Origin of the sequence: Planococcus sp. CP5-4_YE, assembly GCF_019042655.1 — a bacterium.
Classification (GTDB): domain Bacteria; phylum Bacillota; class Bacilli; order Bacillales_A; family Planococcaceae; genus Planococcus.
In genome coordinates, this window is record NZ_JAHPZO010000001.1 from 199,412 (window position 1) to 218,620 (window position 19,209).

The 19,209-nt window shown below is 47.0% G+C and carries 23 protein-coding genes; 6 read left to right on the forward strand and 17 right to left on the reverse strand.

The features are described 5' to 3' along the window. Nucleotides 1-10: 10 nt before the first annotated feature. The 5 genes from KTG14_RS01035 to KTG14_RS01055 form a co-directional block, all read right to left on the reverse strand. Entirely contained in the window at nt 11-1,315 is a 1,305-nt protein-coding gene (locus KTG14_RS01035; RefSeq protein ID WP_216968571.1) for a pyrimidine-nucleoside phosphorylase, read from the reverse strand. A 17-nt stretch (nt 1,316-1,332) separates the two neighbouring features. Beyond that, on the reverse strand, nt 1,333-2,517 hold the full coding sequence (gene deoB / locus KTG14_RS01040) for a phosphopentomutase (RefSeq protein WP_216968573.1): 1,185 nt from the start codon (nt 2,515-2,517) through the stop codon (nt 1,333-1,335). Between the two features lie 68 nt (nt 2,518-2,585). Next, nucleotides 2,586-3,488 carry a site-specific tyrosine recombinase XerD gene (gene xerD, locus KTG14_RS01045; RefSeq protein WP_216968575.1) on the reverse strand — a complete coding sequence of 301 codons (903 nt, stop codon included), beginning with the start codon at nt 3,486-3,488 and terminating at the stop codon, nt 2,586-2,588. Nucleotides 3,489-3,557: 69 nt separating this feature from the next. Then, on the reverse strand, nt 3,558-4,025 hold the full coding sequence (gene fur / locus KTG14_RS01050) for a ferric iron uptake transcriptional regulator (RefSeq protein WP_101805095.1): 468 nt from the start codon (nt 4,023-4,025) through the stop codon (nt 3,558-3,560). Between the two features lie 104 nt (nt 4,026-4,129). Beyond that, nucleotides 4,130-4,681: an NUDIX hydrolase gene (locus KTG14_RS01055; RefSeq protein ID WP_216968577.1), complete on the reverse strand. Its 552-nt coding sequence runs from the start codon at nt 4,679-4,681 to the stop codon at nt 4,130-4,132. A gap of 80 nt (nt 4,682-4,761) precedes the next feature. Between KTG14_RS01055 and KTG14_RS01060 the strand changes: the two genes are divergently transcribed. Further along, a complete protein-coding gene (locus tag KTG14_RS01060; protein WP_216968579.1) occupies nt 4,762-5,664 on the forward strand; it encodes an aldo/keto reductase in 903 nt (300 codons plus the stop codon). Nucleotides 5,665-6,012: 348 nt separating this feature from the next. Further along, entirely contained in the window at nt 6,013-6,432 is a 420-nt protein-coding gene (locus KTG14_RS01065; protein WP_216968581.1) for a hypothetical protein, read from the forward strand. A 66-nt stretch (nt 6,433-6,498) separates the two neighbouring features. On the opposite strand, the gene KTG14_RS01070 is transcribed toward KTG14_RS01065, so the two are convergent. Together KTG14_RS01070 and KTG14_RS01075 are read right to left on the reverse strand one after the other, a co-directional pair. After that, complete coding sequence (locus tag KTG14_RS01070; protein WP_216968583.1) at nt 6,499-7,986, reverse strand: flotillin family protein; 1,488 nt, start codon at nt 7,984-7,986, stop codon at nt 6,499-6,501. Nucleotides 7,987-8,095: 109 nt separating this feature from the next. Then, nucleotides 8,096-8,266, reverse strand: a complete 171-nt coding sequence (locus KTG14_RS01075; protein ID WP_216968585.1) for a hypothetical protein — start codon at nt 8,264-8,266, stop codon at nt 8,096-8,098. A gap of 241 nt (nt 8,267-8,507) precedes the next feature. Here KTG14_RS01075 and KTG14_RS01080 point away from each other — a divergent pair, with 241 nt between their 5' ends. Continuing rightward, nucleotides 8,508-8,651 (forward strand): hypothetical protein, encoded by a 144-nt coding sequence (locus tag KTG14_RS01080; RefSeq protein WP_216968587.1) that lies wholly within the window; start codon nt 8,508-8,510, stop codon nt 8,649-8,651. Nucleotides 8,652-8,693: 42 nt separating this feature from the next. Here the strand turns inward: KTG14_RS01080 and KTG14_RS01085 are convergent, their stop codons facing one another. Together KTG14_RS01085 and KTG14_RS01090 are read right to left on the reverse strand one after the other, a co-directional pair. Then, complete coding sequence (locus KTG14_RS01085; RefSeq protein WP_216968589.1) at nt 8,694-8,903, reverse strand: YqkE family protein; 210 nt, start codon at nt 8,901-8,903, stop codon at nt 8,694-8,696. 12 nt (nt 8,904-8,915) lie between these two features. Further along, nucleotides 8,916-10,100, reverse strand: coding sequence for an acetyl-CoA C-acetyltransferase (locus KTG14_RS01090; RefSeq protein ID WP_216968591.1), 1,185 nt, complete (start codon nt 10,098-10,100; stop codon nt 8,916-8,918). 74 nt (nt 10,101-10,174) lie between these two features. Here KTG14_RS01090 and KTG14_RS01095 point away from each other — a divergent pair, with 74 nt between their 5' ends. Together KTG14_RS01095 and KTG14_RS01100 are read left to right on the forward strand one after the other, a co-directional pair. Continuing rightward, nucleotides 10,175-11,074, forward strand: coding sequence for a hydroxymethylglutaryl-CoA lyase (locus KTG14_RS01095; RefSeq protein ID WP_216968592.1), 900 nt, complete (start codon nt 10,175-10,177; stop codon nt 11,072-11,074). Nucleotides 11,075-11,086: 12 nt separating this feature from the next. Then, a complete protein-coding gene (locus KTG14_RS01100) occupies nt 11,087-12,046 on the forward strand; it encodes an alpha/beta hydrolase (RefSeq protein WP_216968600.1) in 960 nt (319 codons plus the stop codon). Nucleotides 12,047-12,133: 87 nt separating this feature from the next. On the opposite strand, the gene KTG14_RS01105 is transcribed toward KTG14_RS01100, so the two are convergent. From KTG14_RS01105 to yneA, 6 genes are all read right to left on the reverse strand, one after another. Continuing rightward, entirely contained in the window at nt 12,134-12,367 is a 234-nt protein-coding gene (locus tag KTG14_RS01105; RefSeq protein WP_058380516.1) for a YneF family protein, read from the reverse strand. A 146-nt stretch (nt 12,368-12,513) separates the two neighbouring features. Next, on the reverse strand, nt 12,514-13,671 hold the full coding sequence (locus KTG14_RS01110) for a PstS family phosphate ABC transporter substrate-binding protein (protein WP_216968602.1): 1,158 nt from the start codon (nt 13,669-13,671) through the stop codon (nt 12,514-12,516). A gap of 158 nt (nt 13,672-13,829) precedes the next feature. Beyond that, entirely contained in the window at nt 13,830-15,830 is a 2,001-nt protein-coding gene (gene tkt, locus KTG14_RS01115; RefSeq protein ID WP_216968604.1) for a transketolase, read from the reverse strand. Between the two features lie 85 nt (nt 15,831-15,915). After that, the gene (locus KTG14_RS01120; RefSeq protein WP_216968612.1) at nt 15,916-16,149 is read right to left on the reverse strand and encodes a DUF896 domain-containing protein; all 234 of its coding nucleotides are present in this window, start codon (nt 16,147-16,149) and stop codon (nt 15,916-15,918) included. Between the two features lie 58 nt (nt 16,150-16,207). Then, a complete protein-coding gene (locus KTG14_RS01125) occupies nt 16,208-16,861 on the reverse strand; it encodes a YneB family resolvase-like protein (protein ID WP_101190489.1) in 654 nt (217 codons plus the stop codon). Next, nucleotides 16,858-17,175 (reverse strand): cell division suppressor protein YneA, encoded by a 318-nt coding sequence (yneA, locus tag KTG14_RS01130; RefSeq protein ID WP_211654400.1) that lies wholly within the window; start codon nt 17,173-17,175, stop codon nt 16,858-16,860. The genes KTG14_RS01125 and yneA overlap by 4 nt, the downstream gene beginning before the upstream one ends. 167 nt (nt 17,176-17,342) lie before the next feature. Here yneA and lexA point away from each other — a divergent pair, with 167 nt between their 5' ends. Further along, entirely contained in the window at nt 17,343-17,963 is a 621-nt protein-coding gene (gene lexA / locus KTG14_RS01135; protein ID WP_058380510.1) for a transcriptional repressor LexA, read from the forward strand. Nucleotides 17,964-18,126: 163 nt separating this feature from the next. Here the strand turns inward: lexA and KTG14_RS01140 are convergent, their stop codons facing one another. After that, a complete protein-coding gene (locus KTG14_RS01140) occupies nt 18,127-18,321 on the reverse strand; it encodes a hypothetical protein (RefSeq protein WP_216968613.1) in 195 nt (64 codons plus the stop codon). 60 nt (nt 18,322-18,381) lie between these two features. Beyond that, nucleotides 18,382-18,912 carry a hypothetical protein gene (locus KTG14_RS01145; protein WP_216968616.1) on the reverse strand — a complete coding sequence of 177 codons (531 nt, stop codon included), beginning with the start codon at nt 18,910-18,912 and terminating at the stop codon, nt 18,382-18,384. Nucleotides 18,913-19,209 lie beyond the last annotated feature (297 nt).

The following is a 19,209-nucleotide window of genomic DNA, read 5'->3' on the forward strand; positions in this document are numbered from 1 at the left end:
CAAGATTCGTTTAATCGGTGATCAAAGCTGAGACAAGTTGAATCGCTTCAACCGGCTCGTTCGAATACTCGATACTATTGTATAACATTTCCTGGCATTCCGCGAGGTCTTGTGTGTTGGAATAAATGGTAGCCAGTGACTCGCCTTGTTTGACAAAATCGCCGACTTTCTTGTTGAGCACTAAGCCGACCGATAAATCGATGACCGAATCTTTCGTCGCGCGTCCGGCGCCGAGTACCATCGCCGCTGTTCCGATTTCGTCTGCCTCCATATAGGAAACATAGCCGTCTTGTTTTGCTGGCAGTTCCGTGACGAATTTTGCTTGCGGCAACAAACTAAGATCGTCCACGACAGCCGGATTGCCGCCTTGGTCTTTGATCAATTGGCGGAACGCTTCAAGTGCAGAGCCGTCTTTGATGACGCCTTCTAGCATGGCACGCGCCTCTTCCAAAGTGTCTGCCTTGCCGCCGACGACGACCATTTGGCTGCCGAGCACGAGACAAAGTTCCGTAAGGTCTGCTGGGCCTTTGCCTTGTAGCGTTTCAATCGCTTCTTTCACTTCCAACGCATTGCCAATCGCAAATCCAAGCGGCTGGCTCATATCAGAGATGATCGCCATTGTCTTACGTCCTGTCGCGTTGCCGATGCCAACCATGGCATGCGCCAGTCGTTTGGCATCTTCTTCTGTTTTCATGAATGCGCCTTCGCCTGTTTTTACGTCTAGGACGATCGCATCGGCCCCAGCTGCGATTTTTTTGCTCATGATCGAGCTTGCGATAAGCGGGATGCTGTTAACAGTCGCCGTTACATCACGCAAGGCGTACATTTTTTTATCAGCAGGCGTTAAATTGCCGCTTTGGCCGATGACAGCCAGTTTGTGTTCATTTACTTGACGTAAAAAATCTTGTGTAGACAGCTCTACGTGGAATCCGTCAATTGCTTCGAGTTTGTCGATAGTCCCGCCGGTATGGCCAAGCCCTCGTCCACTCATTTTCGCAACCGGCACGCCACAAGCTGCAACGAGCGGCCCGAGCACGAGCGTTGTCGTATCGCCGACGCCTCCTGTGGAGTGCTTATCTACTTTAATGCCTTCGATAGCTGACAAATCAATTTGATCGCCTGATTCTGCCATCGCCATCGTCAAGTCGGCGCGTTCACGCTCACTCATATCTTGGAAAAATACCGCCATCAAAAATGAGCTCAATTGATAATCGGCGATTTCACCATTTGTATAGCCTGAAATAATAAAACGGATTTCTTCTGTGGACAGCTCATGGCCGTCGCGTTTCTTTTCGATTAAGTCCACCATTCTCATCGGTCTTTACCACCTTTTCATTTTAGTTTAGAGAGAAAACTTGTGCCGAATTTCGGCAATTCACAAGCGAAGTTCTCGGCAATCGTCGCGCCGATATCTGCAAATGTTGATCCAGTGCCAAGTGCCCCTCCGCCATTGAAGCGTGGCGAAAAAGCAAGAATCGGCACATATTCACGTGTATGGTCCGTGCCAGGGAATGTCGGATCGTTTCCGTGGTCTGCTGTGATGAGCAGCAAATCATCTTCCTGCATGCCTTCCAAAACTTCCGGAAGGCGCACATCGAATTCTTCTAAGGCTTGTGCATACCCTTTTGGGTCTCTGCGGTGGCCGTATAGCGCATCAAAATCAACGAGGTTCAAAAAGCTCAAGCCATTGAAATCTTTGCCGACCACTTGCACGAGCTTATCCATTCCGTCCGCATTATCAGTGGTTCTGACAGCCTCTGTCACACCAGCGCCATTGTAGATGTCGTTGATCTTGCCGATAGCAATAACGTCTTTGCCCGCATCCTGAAGTTCGTTCATGACGGTACGGTCAAATGGAGCCAGGGCATAATCGTGTCGGTTAGAGGTGCGTTTAAAGGCACCAGGTTCACCTATAAATGGACGCGCAATCACGCGGCCGACTAGATATTCTGGGTCCAAAGTCAGTTCGCGAGCCGTTTCGCAAATCCGGTACAGTTCATCCAGCGGGATCACTTCTTCATGTGCTGCAATTTGCAGAACCGGATCAGCAGACGTATAGACAATCAATGCCCCAGTTTCCATATGTTCTTGCCCGAGTTCATCCAGGATTTCAGTGCCACTTGCCGGTTTATTGCCGATGACTTTTCTGCCTGTCGCCTGTTCAAGCTTGTCGATCAGTTCTTTAGGGAAGCCATCTGGATACACTTTAAATGGTGTATCGATATTGAGCCCCATGATTTCCCAGTGTCCCGTCATTGTATCTTTCCCGACGGATGCCTCTTCAAGGCGGCCAAAGTGGGCAGCAGGTGTTTCTTGAGCATCAAGCCCTTTTACTGGAACGATATTGGCAAGGCCCAGCTTTTCCATATTTGGCATGGACAGTCCGCCGACAGACTGGGCGATATGTCCAAGCGTATCCGCTCCTTTGTCTCCGAAAGCTTCAGCATCCGGCGCTTCGCCGATACCGACAGAATCCAGTACGATTAAATGTACGCGAGTAAACGGTTTCATTGTCATATTAGTTCCTCCTTATTTACCTTTTTATTCTATCACAGGAATAGCCCTCGTCGGAAGTCAGACCTCTATCATGCTCGAGGATGAAATTGCGAGTAGACGTCTTTCAACCGTGTCTTGCTAACGTGAGTATAAATTTGGGTCGTTGAAATATCGGCATGCCCCAGCATTTCCTGTACAGCGCGCAGGTCTGCCCCATTTTCGATTAAATGGGTGGCGAATGAATGGCGCAAGGTATGCGGAGTCAATTCTTTCTGGATACCCGCTTTCTGGGCGTGCTGCTTCAATAATTTCCAGAAGCCTTGCCGTGTCAATCGCTTCCCTCGTTGGTTGATGAACAAGGCATCGGTTTTCTCAGATGGATTTCTTAGAGCGAGACGTCCCGATTCGATGTAGTGCTGGTTTGCCTCAAGTGCAGCCCTGCCAAGCGGGATGATCCGCTCTTTGCCGCCTTTTCCAGTGCAGCGCACGAATCCCATCGTCAAATGGACATCTTCCATATCCAGATTGATGCATTCACTGACGCGCATGCCGCTCGCATAAAGTAATTCCAACATGGCGCGGTCGCGCAGCCCGCTGGCTTTTGACGTGTCTGGCGAATTTAATAACGCATCGATTTCTTCTATAGATAGGATGTTCGGCAGCTTCTTGTCCATTTGAGGCATTTCCAAATGAACAGTCGGATCCGAATCGCTGCGTTTTTCACGGATCAAGAATTGATGGAAACTACGGATCGAAGAAATATGCCTTGCCACTGTGCGCGAAGTCTTCGCCATTTCCTGCAAATGTCGCAGGTGGTTCAAAATGTGAATCCGCTCGATTTTGCCAAGCCGTTCCAATTGTTCAACTTCACTCATATATTGTATGTAGCCTTTCAAGTCGCGTTCGTATGAAGTCAGCGTGTTATCAGCCAACTGTCTCTCCACGCGGAGAAAATGCAAATAATCATCCAGTGCATCTTTCGCATCGTTCATCGGGATTCCTCCTTTCCTGCTGTTTAATTATTGAAGATGAAAAAAAGGCGGCCTTCGACAGGCCGCCTTTTAAGCGTCTTTTTCCGGCTTATCAGCACCCGAATCATGGCAGCGCCAGCAAATGCCATGAAAAGTCAGACGGTGGTCTTTAATCTGGAAGTTCCAGCGCTTTTCCACGACTGCTTCGACATCTTCAAGCAAATCTTCTTGTATTTCATCCACAGCCCCGCACTCTAAGCAGACCAGGTGATGATGGAAGTGTGCTGCGCCTTCCTGACGCAAATCATAACGGGAAACGCCATCCCCAAAATTTATTTTGTCGACAATTTTCAATTCGGTCAGAAGTTCCAATGTACGGTATACCGTAGCCAAGCCGATTTCTGGTGCGATGTCCTTGACCAAAAGATAGACATCCTCAGCACTTAGATGGTCTTCTTCATGATCCAGTAAAATTCGTACCGTTGCTTCACGCTGTGGCGTCAGCTTATAACTCGCAGCGTGTAATTGCTTTTTTATACGATCTATCCTTGTTTCCATGCGACGCCCTCCCTCAAACTGTATTCATTATATCAAAAGGGCGTTCTCGATTACAACAATCGATGCCGTTTATTATTTAGAATCATTCTTAATTAGTAATTGGATTAATTCTTATCTGATAAGTAGTTTTTAACCCATTGCACAGCGTAAGCCGTTTTCGCATCGTAAATCCGCTCGTTATCAATCAAGCCTTGCGCTTCTTCCACCGTCATTTCGAGCAATTCCACGAATTCATCATCATCTGTCACTGCGCCGTTTGCCGCACGATGCAAGCCGCTTGCAAAGAAAACATGCACCACTTCATCGGCAAATCCAGGAGATGTCGAGAAACTGATCACTTTTTCGAGCTTGTCTGCTGAGTAGCCTGTCTCTTCTTCCAGCTCACGCATGGCTGTGTACTCTGGAGCTTCGCCAGGTTCCAATTTCCCGGCTGGAATTTCGACGAGTGAGCGTTCAAGGGCTTTGCGGTATTGTTCGACCATGATAATTTTCTTTTCACTCGTCAATGCTATGACCGCTACCGCTCCTGGGTGTTCAATCACCTCTCGCTTCGACTGTTTGCCATTTGGCAGCGTCACATCGTCAACTTTTAAGTTAATGACCTTGCCTTCATACAAACGTTCACTATGAATTGTTTTTTCTTCAAATTTCTTCATGCTGGCCCTCATTTCATTTGTAGTTTCAATACCGCAAAGTATACCATAGAGGAAACAAATATTTACAATGAGGTGAGAAGATGAAATACAATACACTGGGAACCAACGGATTTGAGGTCAGCGAAATCGCACTCGGCTGCATGTCACTGCCGGAAGATCCGAAACAAGCAGGAGCCATTATCGATGAAGCGATGGATAATGGGGTCACTTATTTTGACACAGCCGATTTTTACGACAAAGGAAAGAATGAGGAAATCGTTGGGGGCGCACTGGGCAAACGGCGCAAAGACATCATCCTTGCCAGCAAAGTGGGCAATGAATGGTCCGAGGAGTCGGATGAAGTAAAATGGAATCCGACGAAAGCTTATATCAAAGAACAAATCCATAACTCGCTGCGCCGTCTCCAAACCGATTATCTGGATTTATACCAGCTACACGGAGGAATGATTACCGATAACTCGGAAGAAACGATTCAAGCGTTTGAGGAATTGAAAAAAGAGGGCTTGATCCGCTCTTACGGAATTTCATCCATCCGCCCGAATGTCATCCGGCGCTATTTGAATAATAGTGAGATTGCTTCCATCATGATGCAGTACAGCCTGCTCGATCGGCGCCCGGAAGAATTCCTCACAGAAATTGGTCAATCCGGCCGCTCTGTCGTGGCACGCGGCAGCCTAGCAAAAGGCTTGCTGACAGCTGAAGGACTCACACGCGCCGAAAAGATGGGCGACTACTTGCAGTATGGAACGGGCCAGTTAAAGGCTACTTTGAAGAAGCTCTCCGCCACCCATGACAATATCCATGCACTCGCCTTGCATTCAGTGCTGTCAGACAGCACTGTAGCAGCGGCAGTCACCGGCGCGAGCAGCCCCAAACAATTGCGGGAAACGCTGCAGGCTTATCAACAACCTGTCAGCCGGCAGCAGATTGAAGAGGCAAAAAAAGCGACTCGGCTGGATCGATATGAACAACATCGCGATTAACCTCTTGCTTTAAAATGAACGGCGTCCCGCCTGCTGCGGGACGCTTTTTTACCCTTGCATCGTTTGTTAAAAAATCATTTCATATCCATTAAGGACGTTTGTACCTTTTTTCATAAGAAAGGCTTATACAGACAAAAAGTATAGTTTGGCTGTTTTCGGTTGGCTCCTTCTGTATAGCGGGTGTGATTGTTTTTGAGCCGTACTTTTTAAGAAACACTGATTTTATACCCAGAGGTTTTTATTTATCGAAAAGGACTTTTGGAGGTTTGAAAGAATACTTAGAAGTGAATATACTATTTACGACTGAAATTTTCGAACCTTACTTTCAAGAAATCGGGGGCGTGCAAAATGATGAATTTTTATTTGACCCAATCCAAAAAGTCTTATCAGTCAGCAGACGGAGATGCCATTTCGATGCATTCATACCTCGTTGTTGAATCTGTGACAAGATCCCTTGGACAGGAGTTTAAAAATCATAAGCTTGCTTGGGAAGCGGAAGACCGCTGGCTGCTTGCAGACGCCCCGGAGAAAATTATCCATATGCCAAATGGCTATCAGCGTTTTGAACTTTCTGAGCCGGTTTTCGCCTCATTGCGCTTGCTTGCCGAAACCCAGCCAAAAGAGCTTCATACTTTGACGCCTTTTTCCAGAAAACGCACTTCCGAAACATTCATCGAACAGCAGCAAGCGGAGGCGCGGAGAGACTTTCACCTTAACGACGTAGCCAAGAGCTTAAAGCAGATGTTTAAGGACATCATGACAGTCTAAAACCTCTGCATATAAAAAAAGACGGAGAACATAATCTGTTCTCCGTCTTTTTGTGTTTGCTTCGCTTTAAATTTGTTCTGGATCTTCTTTTGCAGCTTCATCTACAGGCTGATCATTCACTGGTTGGTCGACCGGTTGGCTAACCGGTTGTATAGCCTGAGTATTTCTGGATGTGTATGTCTTCAGCATGTCAGCAATGTCAATGCCCGTCATTTCTTTCAACGGCTCTTGCATGTCCACCATTGTGCGCGTCACGCTTCTGCCGAATGACGGAACGCCTTGGCCGTTTCCGGAATCGATGATTTTTACGGAATCGATATTGTTCAGCGGCTGTGCCACTTTTTCAGCGAATACCGGCAGCATATCGATCAGCTTCTCCGCAATGATAACATCGCCATGTTCTTCCATAGCTTCAGCAAGCAATTTACGGGACTCCGCTTCCGCTTTACCGCGTTCACGGATGACTTCCGCTTCGGCAGCCCCTTCATCGCGCTTGATCTTCGCTTTCGCTTCCCCGTCAATGACAGAACGTCTCGCTTCCGCTTCTGCCGTACGCGTCGTTTCGTAATAGCTGGCATCCGCTTTTGTTTTGCGGACTTTGCTTTCTTCTTCTTCGAGACGGACCGCACGTTCACGCTCCATGAATTGCATATTCAATTCTTCTTCTTGGATTTCCATCGCGAGTTTCGCTTTCTCCAGTTCATACGACTGCTCGGACTTGGCGCGGGCACGTTCAGTTTCTTCCTTGAATGCCGCATCTTTCAAGTCTTTTGATTTACGGGATTCAGCAATGGAAATTTGGCGCTTGTACTCTTCTTCTTTCGCTTCCTGGTCGGTCTGGGCACGGTGAATGCGTGTTTCCCGTTCCGTGTTCGCTTCCGCAATTTCCGCTTGCTTGCGGACTTCAGCGATGCGCGGGCGACCCAGGTTCTCAAGATAGCCGTTGTCTTCATCAGCATCACGAAGATCGGTCAACCCGAGTGATGTAATTTTAAAGCCCATTAAATCAAGTTGTTTTTGTGCGATTTCCTGGACATCCGTATTGAATTTTTCCCGGTCGCTATTGATGTCTTCAACAGTCATCTTCGACAAGATGGCACGCAAATTACTGCCAAGGACTTCGATGATCTCAACTTCAATTTCCTCTTGCTTTTTCCCAAGGAATTGCTCGGCGTAATTAGCAATGCCGTTCAAGGTATCTGCAACTTTGACCATCGCGACAGCATCCGCTACGATTGGGACACCCGCATTCGTGTAAACGCGCGGCGTCGATAACTTCAACTGAAATGACGTTAGATTGACTGGCGTTGAAGTTTGGAAGCGCCGCAGCAAATAACCGCCGCCGCGGATGATCTTCATGGAGCGCCCTTCATCGTCCGTAAAGATGTTCGTGTCTTTTTTCGGATCCCCAAGTTTCGGCCCTGTAATGATCAAGGCTTCGTTCGATTTGGCGGTACGGTAGCGGATTTTCATCCAAAAGAAATAGCCGGCGCCGGCTATTGCCGCCAAAATGAGAACCACAATTAAAATTGAAATAATTCCGATTGACTCCATCTTATCCCATCCTTTTCAATAAGCTGATTTTCTCCTACCTTATTCTATACGATTGAGCCAGTAAGATGTTTCAAAAAAAGGAAAAGAATAGCCATTCTTTTTTTACAAATTAATCCGCCATCACTTTGATCAACGAAAAAGCGACAGATAATATCGTTAATACAAACACAAAATAACCGAAATGGATCCATGGTTTCGTATACGGCTGAATCAGCCTGGGTTCTCTTTGTTCTTGGTCTTCCTCCACACTTGGGCTTGGCGGAATCTCTTCATCCCTCATCTTCTTATCCTCCTGCAATCGAGTTTTTCCCTTATTTAATTTCCAAAGTTTCGTTGACAATCTAGATAGTTAAGTGCACTCCTTTCATTATATCAATTGTCGGTAATTGGAATATAAAAATATTTTGGAAATCATTAACTAATTCAAAATTATGAAGCCTGGGAACTGATTATTTGATAAGATAGAAAAAATGCTGCATGTCAAAAGATGGTTATTCTCTTAGAAATGGGGTGGGCTGTCCATGAAACTTATCGATGATTTGGCAGGTGCGATTTACGATGTTTTGAGTTGGGTTTTATGGGGATTTTCTTATTTTGCCGCTGGGGTGATTATTGTAGGCGCCCCGTTGTATTTAATCAGTTTTCTGTTCGAATGGTTAAGTTGAACGAAGAACCCCTTGTCACCAACTGTGACAGGGGGTTCTCGGTTAATATTTAGTTCCTGAATCTCCGTGGCGTTCAAGCAATTCTTCAAACGATAGGTTCTTTTCGCGCTCTTTGCGTTCAAACTGGCGCTGCGCTTCTTTTTCTTCCTCGAGCTTCTGCTGGTCTTTCACTAACTCTTTTTTCGCGGCTTTCAGCTTCAACAGCTGGTCTTCCGAAAAAAGACCGTTATCATTGTGTTTTTCTTTCGCCATCTTATTCTCTCCTTATGGACGTTTTACAATCGTTGCAACGCCTTGTCCGCCGCCGATGCAAAGTGTCGCAAGGCCCGTCTTGGCGTCGCGCTTTTTCATCTCGTGGAGAAGTGTCACGAAAATACGGGTACCGCTCGCGCCGATCGGATGGCCGATCGCAATGGCTCCTCCATTGACATTGAGTTTTTCGTGATCAAATTGCAATTCACGGTCGACCGCGATCGATTGTGCCGCAAACGCTTCGTTCGCTTCAATCAAATCAATGTCTCCCAGTGTCATTCCCGCTTTTTTCAAAGCATTTTTCACCGCTTGTACTGGACCGATGCCCATGACTGCTGGGTCGACTCCCGCATTGCCGTTTGCAGAAATGACTGCAAGCGGTGTGATGCCAAGCTCGTCGGCTTTTTCTTTAGTCATGACGACGACTGCTGCCGCACCGTCATTGATACCTGATGCGTTGCCGGCTGTGACTGAGCCATCTTTCTTGAACGCTGGACGCAATTTCGCAAGTTTTTCTTCAGTTGAAGAAGCCTTTACGTATTCGTCTGTCTTAAAGACGACCGGCTCTCCTTTACGCTGCGGGATTTCTACCGCTACGATCTCCTCATCGAAACGTCCGCCTTCGATGGCCGCTGAAGCCCGGGCCTGCGAACGTGCTGCAAAGCGGTCCTGATCTTCTCGTGAAATTTCATACCGGTCACAAAGGTTCTCAGCTGTTACACCCATATGGTAATTATTAAAAGCACACGTCAAGCCGTCGTGAACCATGCTATCGACCACTTTCTGGTCCCCCATGCGGTAGCCGTCTCTTGCACCTTCTAAAAGATACGGGGCACGGCTCATATTTTCCATGCCGCCTGCTACGATGATATCAGCATCACCCGCAAAAATTGCCTGATAAGCCAAGTGGATCGATTTCAAACCAGATCCGCATACTTTATTGATGGTCATCGACGGCACCGTCTCAGGAAGACCTGCTTTGATGGAAGCCTGGCGCGCCGGGTTTTGCCCGAGCCCTGATTGTAAGACATTGCCCATGATGACTTCCGATACTTGATCGCCCGCCACCCCTGCGCGCGATAAGGCTTCTTTGATAACGATGGCTCCAAGATCTGTTGCCGGCACATCTTTCAGCGCCCCCTGGAACGATCCAACTGCCGTTCTGACAGCGCTTGCAATTACGATTTCTTGTGACATTTCTATTTTCCCCCTTGTCTGCTTCTTGCTCTTTTATCCCCCCTATCGCTACAATAAAGCTAAGGGGGGATAGTATGTTTAGTTTACCAAAAACAGCTACGATTATCGAGGTTGGGCCGCGTGATGGCCTGCAAAATGAAGCTAGGACTGTCAATACCGAGGACAAACTGGATTTTATCAAGGCCTTGCAGGAAGCAGGATTACAGGAAATGGAGCTAACCTCATTCGTGTCACCGAAATGGGTGCCGCAAATGGCCGATGCACGGGATATCGTTGCCGGCGCAAAAAAGACCGGCCGCCAGTTGGTGCTGACGCCAAATGAGCGCGGCATCGCGTCGGCCTTGGAAGCCGGTGCCGATGCAATCGCCGTCTTTGTCGGGGTTTCCAATTCATTCAATGAAAAAAATATTAATAAGACGACAGCTGAGTCCATGGAAACATTAAAACCATTGATCGAAAAGGCAAAACAGGGCGGCACCTTCGTCCGCGCCTGCATTTCAACAGCGTTTTACTGCCCATTTGAAGGAGCAGTAGATCCACAACGAACGATCGATTTATGCCAGCAATTTGTCGATTGGGGAGTCGATGAATTGAGCGTCGCCGATACGATCGGCCTGGCGAACCCGCAAGAAAGCCATGAGTTGTTCAGCCGTTTGAAAGAACAATTTCCAGATGTTTTGATCGCTGCGCATTTCCATGACACGAGACGCATGGCGCTCGCCAATGCCTATGCAGCACTTGTTGCTGGAGTCGACCGGTTCGATTCTTCCGCTGGCGGGCTCGGCGGCTGCCCATTTGCGCCAGGGGCTACTGGCAATGTCGCGACCGAAGACTTAGTCCATATGTTCCATCGTATGGGCGTCGATACCGGGGTCGACCTCGAGAAACTTTACGAAGCAATTTCGCTCATAGAACCTCATGTATCGAATCCGTTGCAAACAGGCATGTATACATTATACAAAAACAGAAAATGAGGTGTGTGCGCCGTGAAAAAGCGATTATTGATGACAACAGCCATCGTCTCGAGCACATTGACTGCATCTTTTGCCGCATTGGGTTTTGCCACAAGCAACCGTCTCATGTATGTAAAGAATAAAGACGCATCCTTGATTTTGGAAAGGGAAACGAACGCCAAACGCTACGATGAAACTTGGTATGCCAACGTCAAGAAAAGCGAACAATGGATTGAATCCGCCAATGGCTATCCGATCAAAGCGATTTTCCTGGAGCCACACACCACAAACCGTTACGTCATCATTTGCCATGGCGTTACCGAAAGCAAAATGAATTCGTTTAAATATGCGCGCATGTTCGAACGCCTCGGGTTCAACTCTGTCGTCTATGACCACCGCCGGCACGGCGAATCCGGTGGCAAGACAACGAGCTTCGGCCATTACGAGAAGCTGGATTTGCAGGCAGTCGTGAAAGCCTTGAAACTCCATGTCGGCCCATCTCTGTTCTTCGGAATTCACGGGGAATCGATGGGCGCCGCGACGACGCTATTATATGCTGGAATGGAAGACTCAGCGGATTTCTATATCTCCGACTGTGCTTATTCCGATATCAGCGAACAAATTTTGCACGTCATGCGCACGACGACGCCGATGCGCACTTCTTTGGCGCTTCGCCTTGCCAATGTATTTCTGAAACTGCGCGACGGCTATTCCATCACGACCGTATCGCCTAGGGAAGTCGTCAAAAAGATTGCAAAGCCTGTGCTGTTCATCCACAGCCTGCCAGATGAATTCGTCTTGCCGAAAATGACGAAGGAATTATTCGAATTGAAACAAGGCCCCAAAGAGCTGAAATTATTCGAACAGGGTGAACATGCCCAATCATTCAATAAAAATCCCGACGAATATGAAGGAATGGTTGCAGAGTTCTTGACGGCCCACGACCTGTCGATACCTAAACCTGCTGTGGGCGTTTCACAGATTTCCAGCTGACTTAAAGACAAAAAAGAACCACCGTTCAGAAGCGAACGGTGGTTCTTTTTGTATTCATCACCTATGGGCGAATAATTGCATAAGCGTTTATTTTTTGCCCGGTTTTGTCGAGGCTTTGTTCATTTGAGCCATCATTTGGTTGATTTTCTTTTGAGATGGTTTTTGACCCATTTGCATCATCATAATCCGCAGCATCTCTTCGTTGATCGGTGGGTTGTCCTGCAAATATTTCATCATGTATCGGCGAGCGATAAAGAATCCAAGTGCAACACCTGCGAGTAAAGCCACAATAACGATAACAATCCAGATCCATGTATCCATACAAATTACCTCCTTCGTGTTGCCAATTAAATCATGCACCAAAAAGGATTATACTATAAATTTCAGGACGTGACTATATGAACGGCATTAAAATTGCGGAGAAACAAAGACTGCCTCCCATCACACCCTGAGCAGCGACGGTACGCTCACTCATCGGACGAATTCAAGGGCACATATCCCGTTTTTTCAACTAAGCGCTGCCCTTGACCGGAAGTGAACCATTGTGCCAGTTCCAAGGCTTCCGGACTGCTATGCTGCGTGGTGACGATATAAAACTCCGAAGTTAGGGGATATTCATCATTTCGAATGGCGCCAACTGACGGAATAACGCCATCGATAGCCAAATATTGAATCACTTTATTGCCGGCCATTTCCTCCCCGTAGAAACGGAATGTAAAACCGAGCGCATTTTTGTGATTTTTATATTCTGCCACCTGATCGATGATGCCGCCCATGCCTTCTTCTATGTTTTCACGGGGAGCCTCCATCACCGGCACCTCGCTCATGAACTGAAGCAGTGCTGTTTGGCTGCCGCTGTCTTCAGGCCGCTGGAAAGCCCTGATCTCTTCAACCTCTCCGCCAACTGAAGACCAATCGGTGATTTCGCCGCTATAGATCATGCGAAGATCTTCAGAACTCAATGACTCGACCGGGTTGTCTGCATGGACGAAAAAGACGAACGCCTCTTTCCCGATCGGCGTCAGTGTAAGCTCGAGCCCCTTGGCATCTGCTGTTTTCAACTGCCCCTGTGATGGCGCAGCGGCAAAAATTGCATCCACCTCTCCTTCAAACAAATTGGAATAAGCAAAAGGCGTGGTATTGACCATCACTTCGCTGTCGGATGGTTCATACCAATCTTCCGGATAGAGCATTTCTGCTGCGGCTGCATATAATGGGTAAAGTGCCGTCGCCCCGTCCAGCCGTGGCAATTTCTCTTCAAATTGGAGTTCTGGCTCCTCGTTTAGCACAATGAGCTTGGAGTCTTCTTGAAACGGCATATAGGAATAGACGTCCACTTCAGCCGAAACCCCCGGGATGGAATCCAAATATGCTTGGTAAAGCGGCCAAACGGCCAACATGATGGCAAGAACAACGAACACTATCGCTGACTGTTTCCACCTTTTTACGTCGCCAATTCTCTTGGATAACAAAAAAATGAAAAACAAAAACAGCAGGACAAAGAAAAACAGCGGCAGCCACGCCCTTTCCCCCGAGAGCAATAACACAATGCCTCCAAAAAAGCCGACAATGCTTATAGCTATGAAAATACCAAATGCTGGTATTAAACTCCATAATTTCTTCATAATCCCACCTCTTAAAATGATTATAATCGGCTAGGCCGATAAAAAGATCGAACAAAAAATTTTTTGCACAAGAAAAAACCGCCAGAATTAATTTCTGACGGCTTCACCTCTTTTAAAACTTTCATTGCGTTCTCAAAAACCGAGAACTAAACCGGTATTCACCCGTTGATTAATTGCTTCACTTTGGATGCAACATTTTCAGGCGTGAAACCGAATTCTTCCATAATTTTCTCACCAGGAGCGCTTGCACCGAAGTGATCGATCGCGAGAATATCGCCTTCAAATCCAGTGTAGCGATCCCAACCGAATGATGAGCCCATTTCAATGGCGAGGCGTTTTGTGATATTTTTCGGCAAGACGGATTCTTTGTACTCTTTGTCCTGCTTTTCGAAACGATCCCATGATGGCATCGACACAACAGACACCGAGATGCCTTGTTCTTTCAATTGTTTCTGTGCTTCTACAGCTAGGCTGACTTCTGATCCAGTCGCTAGAAGCAAAGCTTGTGCATCATCAGCTGGAGACACAACGTAAGCGCCTTTTTCGACGCCTTCTTCTGCTTTTTCACCAGTCGTTTCGAGAACCGGCAAGTTTTGGCGGGACAATACGAGCAAGGTCGGCTTGTCTTTAGACGTGAGCGCCAAGCGCCATGCTGCTTTTGTTTCGTTCGCGTCGGCTGGGCGGATAATGCCCAAGTTCGGCATTGCGCGAAGTGATGCAAGCTGTTCGATCGGTTCATGCGTCGGCCCGTCTTCTCCGACTGCTACGCTATCGTGAGTGAACACATACGTGACCGGAAGGCCCATCAAAGCGCCTAGGCGGATCGCTGGACGGACATAGTCACTGAACACGAAGAACGTGCCACCGAATACATGCAAGCCACCGTGGAGCGCCATGCCGTTAAGTGCAGCGCCCATTGCGAATTCACGCACGCCGAACCAGATATTGCGGGCTTCTGGATGCTCAGCGTCGAAGTCGCCGCCATCTTTGATGTTAGTTTTGTTCGAACCGGCAAGATCGGCGCTGCCACCGAAGAACGAAGGAACCGTCTTAGCGATGGCATTGACCATATCGCCGGATGATGCACGTGTCGCTTGCTTTTTGCCGACTTCGTATTGCGGGAACTGTGAGTCGAAATCAGCCGGCAAATCGCCGCGGATGGCTGATTGCAACTGTGAAGCAAGTTCAGGATGCTGCTCTTCGTATTGCGTGTACAACTCGTTCCAAGCTGATTCCGCTTTCGCGCCTAGTGAATCTGTCGCTTCTTTAAATGTTTCATAGACTTCTTCCGGAACGTGGAAATCTTGATCGAACGTCCATTTATAGTATTCTTTCGTCAATTTCATTTCATCTTCGCCGAGTGGTGCACCGTGCGAATCCGCTTTACCAGATTTGTTCGGGGAACCATAGCCGATAACCGTCTTGACTTCCACCAATGTCGGTTTGTCAGTAGATTTTTTCGCTTCAGCGATTTTTGCAGAAAGATCGTTCATGTCGTTGCCGTCATCCACGCGGAGATAGTTCCAGCCGTATGACTCGAAACGCTTCTGGATGTTCTCTGAGAAACTCATCGACAAATCGCCGTCGAGTGAAATGTCGTTGCTGTCATACAACACGACTAATTTGTCCAATTTTAGGTGTCCTGCAAGAGAAATCGCTTCCCCAGCAACCCCTTCCATCAAATCACCGTCTCCGCATAGAGCGAACGTGTGGTGGTCAATGATGTCTAGGCCTTCTTTATTGTATGTAGCTGCCAAATGGCGTTCTGCCATTGCCATGCCGACAGCCATGCCGATTCCTTGGCCAAGCGGTCCAGTTGTCGCTTCGACTCCAACTGTATGCTTGTATTCAGGATGCCCTGGCGTCTTCGAATCCCATTGGCGGAAGTTTTTGATTTCCTCCATCGGTAATCCGTATCCGCTTAAATGAAGCAGGCTGTAAAGAAGCATGGAGCCGTGTCCTGCTGACAGGACGAAACGGTCGCGGTTGAACCAGTCTGGGTTGTTCGGGTTGTGGTTCATGTGTTTTGTCCAGAGTGTATACGCCATTGGAGCGGCGCCCATTGGAAGTCCCGGGTGTCCGGAATTGGCTTTTTCAATCGCATCGATGGAAAGTGTTCGAATGGTATTTACTGCAAGTTGATCTGCATGGTTTGACATAGTGACATCCTCTCTGAAACTAAATTTAATCCTATTCTAGTTTAGTCAACTCTAGGAAAGAATACAACGAAAAAGAGAATAAGTATTAATTCAAATACTTATTCTCCCGTTTATTTTTGATTTTGTCTGGCGTTACGTCTTTTCCTTCTGGATCGAAGACGGTAACGTTTTCAATTGTCCCGCGCATCGACTTGCGGAAACTTTGCAAGTATTCCTGGCGCAGCGCCGATTGTTCTTTTGCTTCTTCTTGCGTCAGTCCGTCACGCTTGGACTTTTTCGATAGTTCATTGATGCGGCCGATCTTATCTGGAGATAGCATGTAAAGTCCACCTTTCTACTGCTCCATGTTACAAAAAAAGGCGGGACAGTGCAAGATTTCAGCTTTCTTTCATTTGCTGGTATTCGCGAAAACGTCTGTGCACCGTCGCTTTGCTTGCTTGGTAGCCGAAGCCTTGCAGCGTGACGGCGATTTCATGAAAGGTTAAGCCGCTCGCTTTTAAGCTGACAATCTGGTCTACCGGAAGATCCAGCCGCTCGCGGCCGTCCGGGTTGCCTTTTCCTTTTAAATTGCGTTCCGGCTTATAGCCATTCTCCACCGCACGCTTCATGCCCCGTTTGATCTTGGCGTTGTGGATTTTACGCTGGTATTCTTCCACGATCGCCAAGATTTCAAGGACCATGTCATCCATATCGTTCAAAGCGATCGGGCCATGGTCAGACAATGTATAGACATCCACCTCATGTTTTTTCATGACATGCAGTAAAGCGATACGTGCATGTCCTCTGCCAAGACGCGTCTCATCTTGAATGAAGACGGCATCGACCTTTTCGCTCTTCACTTGATTGAGCATCTCGAGAAGCCCTTCACGATCCATTTCATAGCCGCTGTGCTGGTCACTATAAACGTCTTCCACTAGATAACCTTGCTCGAATGCAAACGACAGCAGTTCTTCTTCCTGCCGTTCGAGTGAAGTTTCCTGCTCGTCCTTAGTGGTACTGACACGGCAGTAAACTAGAGCTTTTTTCTTCATTCTGCATCACCTGCATAGTATTTAGTTTCATCCGGCGAGAAGTTCAGCTGTTCTGCCGGAATCTTCAATGATTGCCCTGCTACGATTTTCGTCGTCTTCAAATTATTCACTTCCATGATCTCTTCTATCCATTCATGATGGGGAGTTTCGCCGCTGAACGATTCAGCCAGCTCCCATAGCGTATCACCTTTTTCAATTTGCAGCTCGCCCAATTGCTGCTTTTCGGCATTATGGCTGATCACCGCGTAAAATGTAAACACTACTATGAGTGAGAAAAAGAAAACCAAATATGAGTTCCGTCGAAAGAATGTCATTCAAGCCGCCTCCTTTAGAATATTTGTTCGGAATGTATGTTCTCATATTAAAGCGAACGGGCGTTTCTTGTCAAGATTAAATTCGAACCTATGTTTGCATTTCAATGCCCGAGTTGCTATACTATAGATAGTTAATCTTAAATAAATCCTATAAAGAGGTGAAACTGGTGAAAAAAGTATCTAAGCGTCAGGAAGACATCCTGAATTTCATAAAAGATGAAGTCCGTGCAAAAGGCTATCCACCTTCAGTCCGGGAGATTGGCGAAGCGGTAGGCCTTGCATCCAGTTCAACTGTCCACGGCCATCTAGCGAGACTCGAAAGTAAAGGGTTGATCCGCCGCGATCCGACCAAACCAAGAGCCATCGAAATCATCGGTTCGGAAGAAGCGCTCATCGACAAGAGCCCTGTCCTCCATGTGCCGCTTATCGGTAAAGTTACGGCCGGGATGCCGATCACTGCGATCGAAAACGTCGAAGAATATTTTCCGCTGCCTCAAACCTACGGTACGGAGGAAGATCATATTTTCATGTTGGAGATTATGGGTGAAAGCATGATCGAAGCCGGCATTCTAAATGGCGATTATGTTGTCGTCAAACAACAGCAGACTGCGGATAATGGAGACATCGTTGTTGCCATGACCGAGGAAAATGAAGCGACCGTCAAACGGTTCTTCCGTGAGGACAATTACTTCCGCCTGCAGCCCGAAAATTCATCAATGGATCCGATTATCGTCGATCAGGTGAGCATTTTAGGGAAAGTTGTCGGTGTCTACCGCCAAATCCATTAAGTACCTTGCTTTAATTCAAGAAGCCATAGAAAAAAGGAGGAAACATGACTTCCTCCTTTTTTCTATGGCTTTTTTCTCTATAATTATCTTATGTAACCTTAGTAACTGAAAAGCAGCCAGAGATATTCACCCCTGGCTGCTTTTATTGTTTTATTTAATTTTCTTAAGTTTCTGTCACGACGATGTATTTGACCAAGTTGATGGTGATGCGGTATATCTTGCCATTCGCTTCGTCCGTCAATTCATAAGTGCCATTAGATGGCACTTGGCTTATGGCGGATTCTTTGTCTATCGCTTTCATTGTATGCACGATGGTATTTCCTTGATCAAAGAAAAATTCTACTTGAAACGTTTTCATCGAGATTCCTCCCTTCAAAATGAATGGAAGTGCTTGTATTAGTGTAGCATAAACTGCCGCTTAGTTTCGGTTTTGCCATTCCTTAAATATCATCACTTTCAAAGCCAGCATCTCTTCCTCGTTCAAATCATTATCGAGTTCATTCATGACTTGTTCGGCTGTCATGGTATCGTTTTCAACTGCATTTTTCATTTTGAGCAAATTGCGGAAGCCGACTTTTTCGATCATAACGCTAGCCGCATCCTCTTTGGTTTCAAAAGCCAATTCCTGGTCTTCTGGCACTAGTGTTGAGTCGACTTCTATAGAGTTGTCTTCATTGGTAGTTTCTTCTTCAAGCGGCTCTTCCATGCCGTTGTCTTGCTCTTCTTCCGGAATCTCTTGCTGCGACTGCCATTCTTCCATATAACGGCTGACTTGTGGATCAGCTTCGATTTGTTGGACCATTTCCTCCATCTTGCCGCTTTGCTCGAGTTCTTCAAATGCTTTTTGCGCTACTGCCTCCGACGATAAGTTCGGGCCCACTGCATATAAGACGATTCCCGCAAACGAAAAAGCAATGAGAAATACGATGATGACATTCATAAACCTCATTTTATCCCTCCAGATATTAAAAGTTCTTTCATATAAGTAAAATCTTACCACGTTTTCCCCACTCAGCGTATGTGTGAAAGGGCACAATCTTAAAACAGTTTTCCTTGAGTTTACCTTACCCTTTTACCGTATGGCCTAAATTACTTTCAATCATAAAAAAACCGGAGCAGTGGGCTCCGGTTTTTGCAGAGTGTTGAAGAAGTCCATAAATCCATTACGAATTAAATCGAGTGGTATTTCTACATTCAATAACCAATGATCTTTCGAAGTATTTGGAGAAGCGTTCGCTCGACTCCT

Bases quoted from the DNA above. Each gene is read 5' to 3' on its own strand.
- KTG14_RS01070 (WP_216968583.1), bottom strand. From the start codon at position 7,986: ATGGAGTCAATCGGAATTATTTCAATTTTAATTGTGGTTCTCATTTTG.
- deoB (WP_216968573.1), bottom strand. From the start codon at position 2,517: ATGACAATGAAACCGTTTACTCGCGTACATTTAATCGTACTGGATTCT.
- KTG14_RS01055 (WP_216968577.1), bottom strand. From the start codon at position 4,681: ATGAAGAAATTTGAAGAAAAAACAATTCATAGTGAACGTTTGTATGAA.
- KTG14_RS01145 (WP_216968616.1), bottom strand. From the start codon at position 18,912: ATGAGGTTTATGAATGTCATCATCGTATTTCTCATTGCTTTTTCGTTT.
- KTG14_RS01105 (WP_058380516.1), bottom strand. From the start codon at position 12,367: ATGGATACATGGATCTGGATTGTTATCGTTATTGTGGCTTTACTCGCA.
- KTG14_RS01075 (WP_216968585.1), bottom strand. From the start codon at position 8,266: ATGAGGGATGAAGAGATTCCGCCAAGCCCAAGTGTGGAGGAAGACCAA.
- KTG14_RS01095 (WP_216968592.1), top strand. From the start codon at position 10,175: ATGTTTAGTTTACCAAAAACAGCTACGATTATCGAGGTTGGGCCGCGT.
- KTG14_RS01140 (WP_216968613.1), bottom strand. From the start codon at position 18,321: ATGAAAACGTTTCAAGTAGAATTTTTCTTTGATCAAGGAAATACCATC.
- KTG14_RS01035 (WP_216968571.1), bottom strand. From the start codon at position 1,315: ATGAGAATGGTGGACTTAATCGAAAAGAAACGCGACGGCCATGAGCTG.
- KTG14_RS01080 (WP_216968587.1), top strand. From the start codon at position 8,508: ATGAAACTTATCGATGATTTGGCAGGTGCGATTTACGATGTTTTGAGT.
- KTG14_RS01125 (WP_101190489.1), bottom strand. From the start codon at position 16,861: ATGAAGAAAAAAGCTCTAGTTTACTGCCGTGTCAGTACCACTAAGGAC.
- fur (WP_101805095.1), bottom strand. From the start codon at position 4,025: ATGGAAACAAGGATAGATCGTATAAAAAAGCAATTACACGCTGCGAGT.
- KTG14_RS01060 (WP_216968579.1), top strand. From the start codon at position 4,762: ATGAAATACAATACACTGGGAACCAACGGATTTGAGGTCAGCGAAATC.
- xerD (WP_216968575.1), bottom strand. From the start codon at position 3,488: ATGAACGATGCGAAAGATGCACTGGATGATTATTTGCATTTTCTCCGC.
- KTG14_RS01110 (WP_216968602.1), bottom strand. From the start codon at position 13,671: ATGAAGAAATTATGGAGTTTAATACCAGCATTTGGTATTTTCATAGCT.
- yneA (WP_211654400.1), bottom strand. From the start codon at position 17,175: ATGACATTCTTTCGACGGAACTCATATTTGGTTTTCTTTTTCTCACTC.
- KTG14_RS01065 (WP_216968581.1), top strand. From the start codon at position 6,013: ATGATGAATTTTTATTTGACCCAATCCAAAAAGTCTTATCAGTCAGCA.
- KTG14_RS01085 (WP_216968589.1), bottom strand. From the start codon at position 8,903: ATGGCGAAAGAAAAACACAATGATAACGGTCTTTTTTCGGAAGACCAG.
- KTG14_RS01120 (WP_216968612.1), bottom strand. From the start codon at position 16,149: ATGCTATCTCCAGATAAGATCGGCCGCATCAATGAACTATCGAAAAAG.
- tkt (WP_216968604.1), bottom strand. From the start codon at position 15,830: ATGTCAAACCATGCAGATCAACTTGCAGTAAATACCATTCGAACACTT.
- KTG14_RS01090 (WP_216968591.1), bottom strand. From the start codon at position 10,100: ATGTCACAAGAAATCGTAATTGCAAGCGCTGTCAGAACGGCAGTTGGA.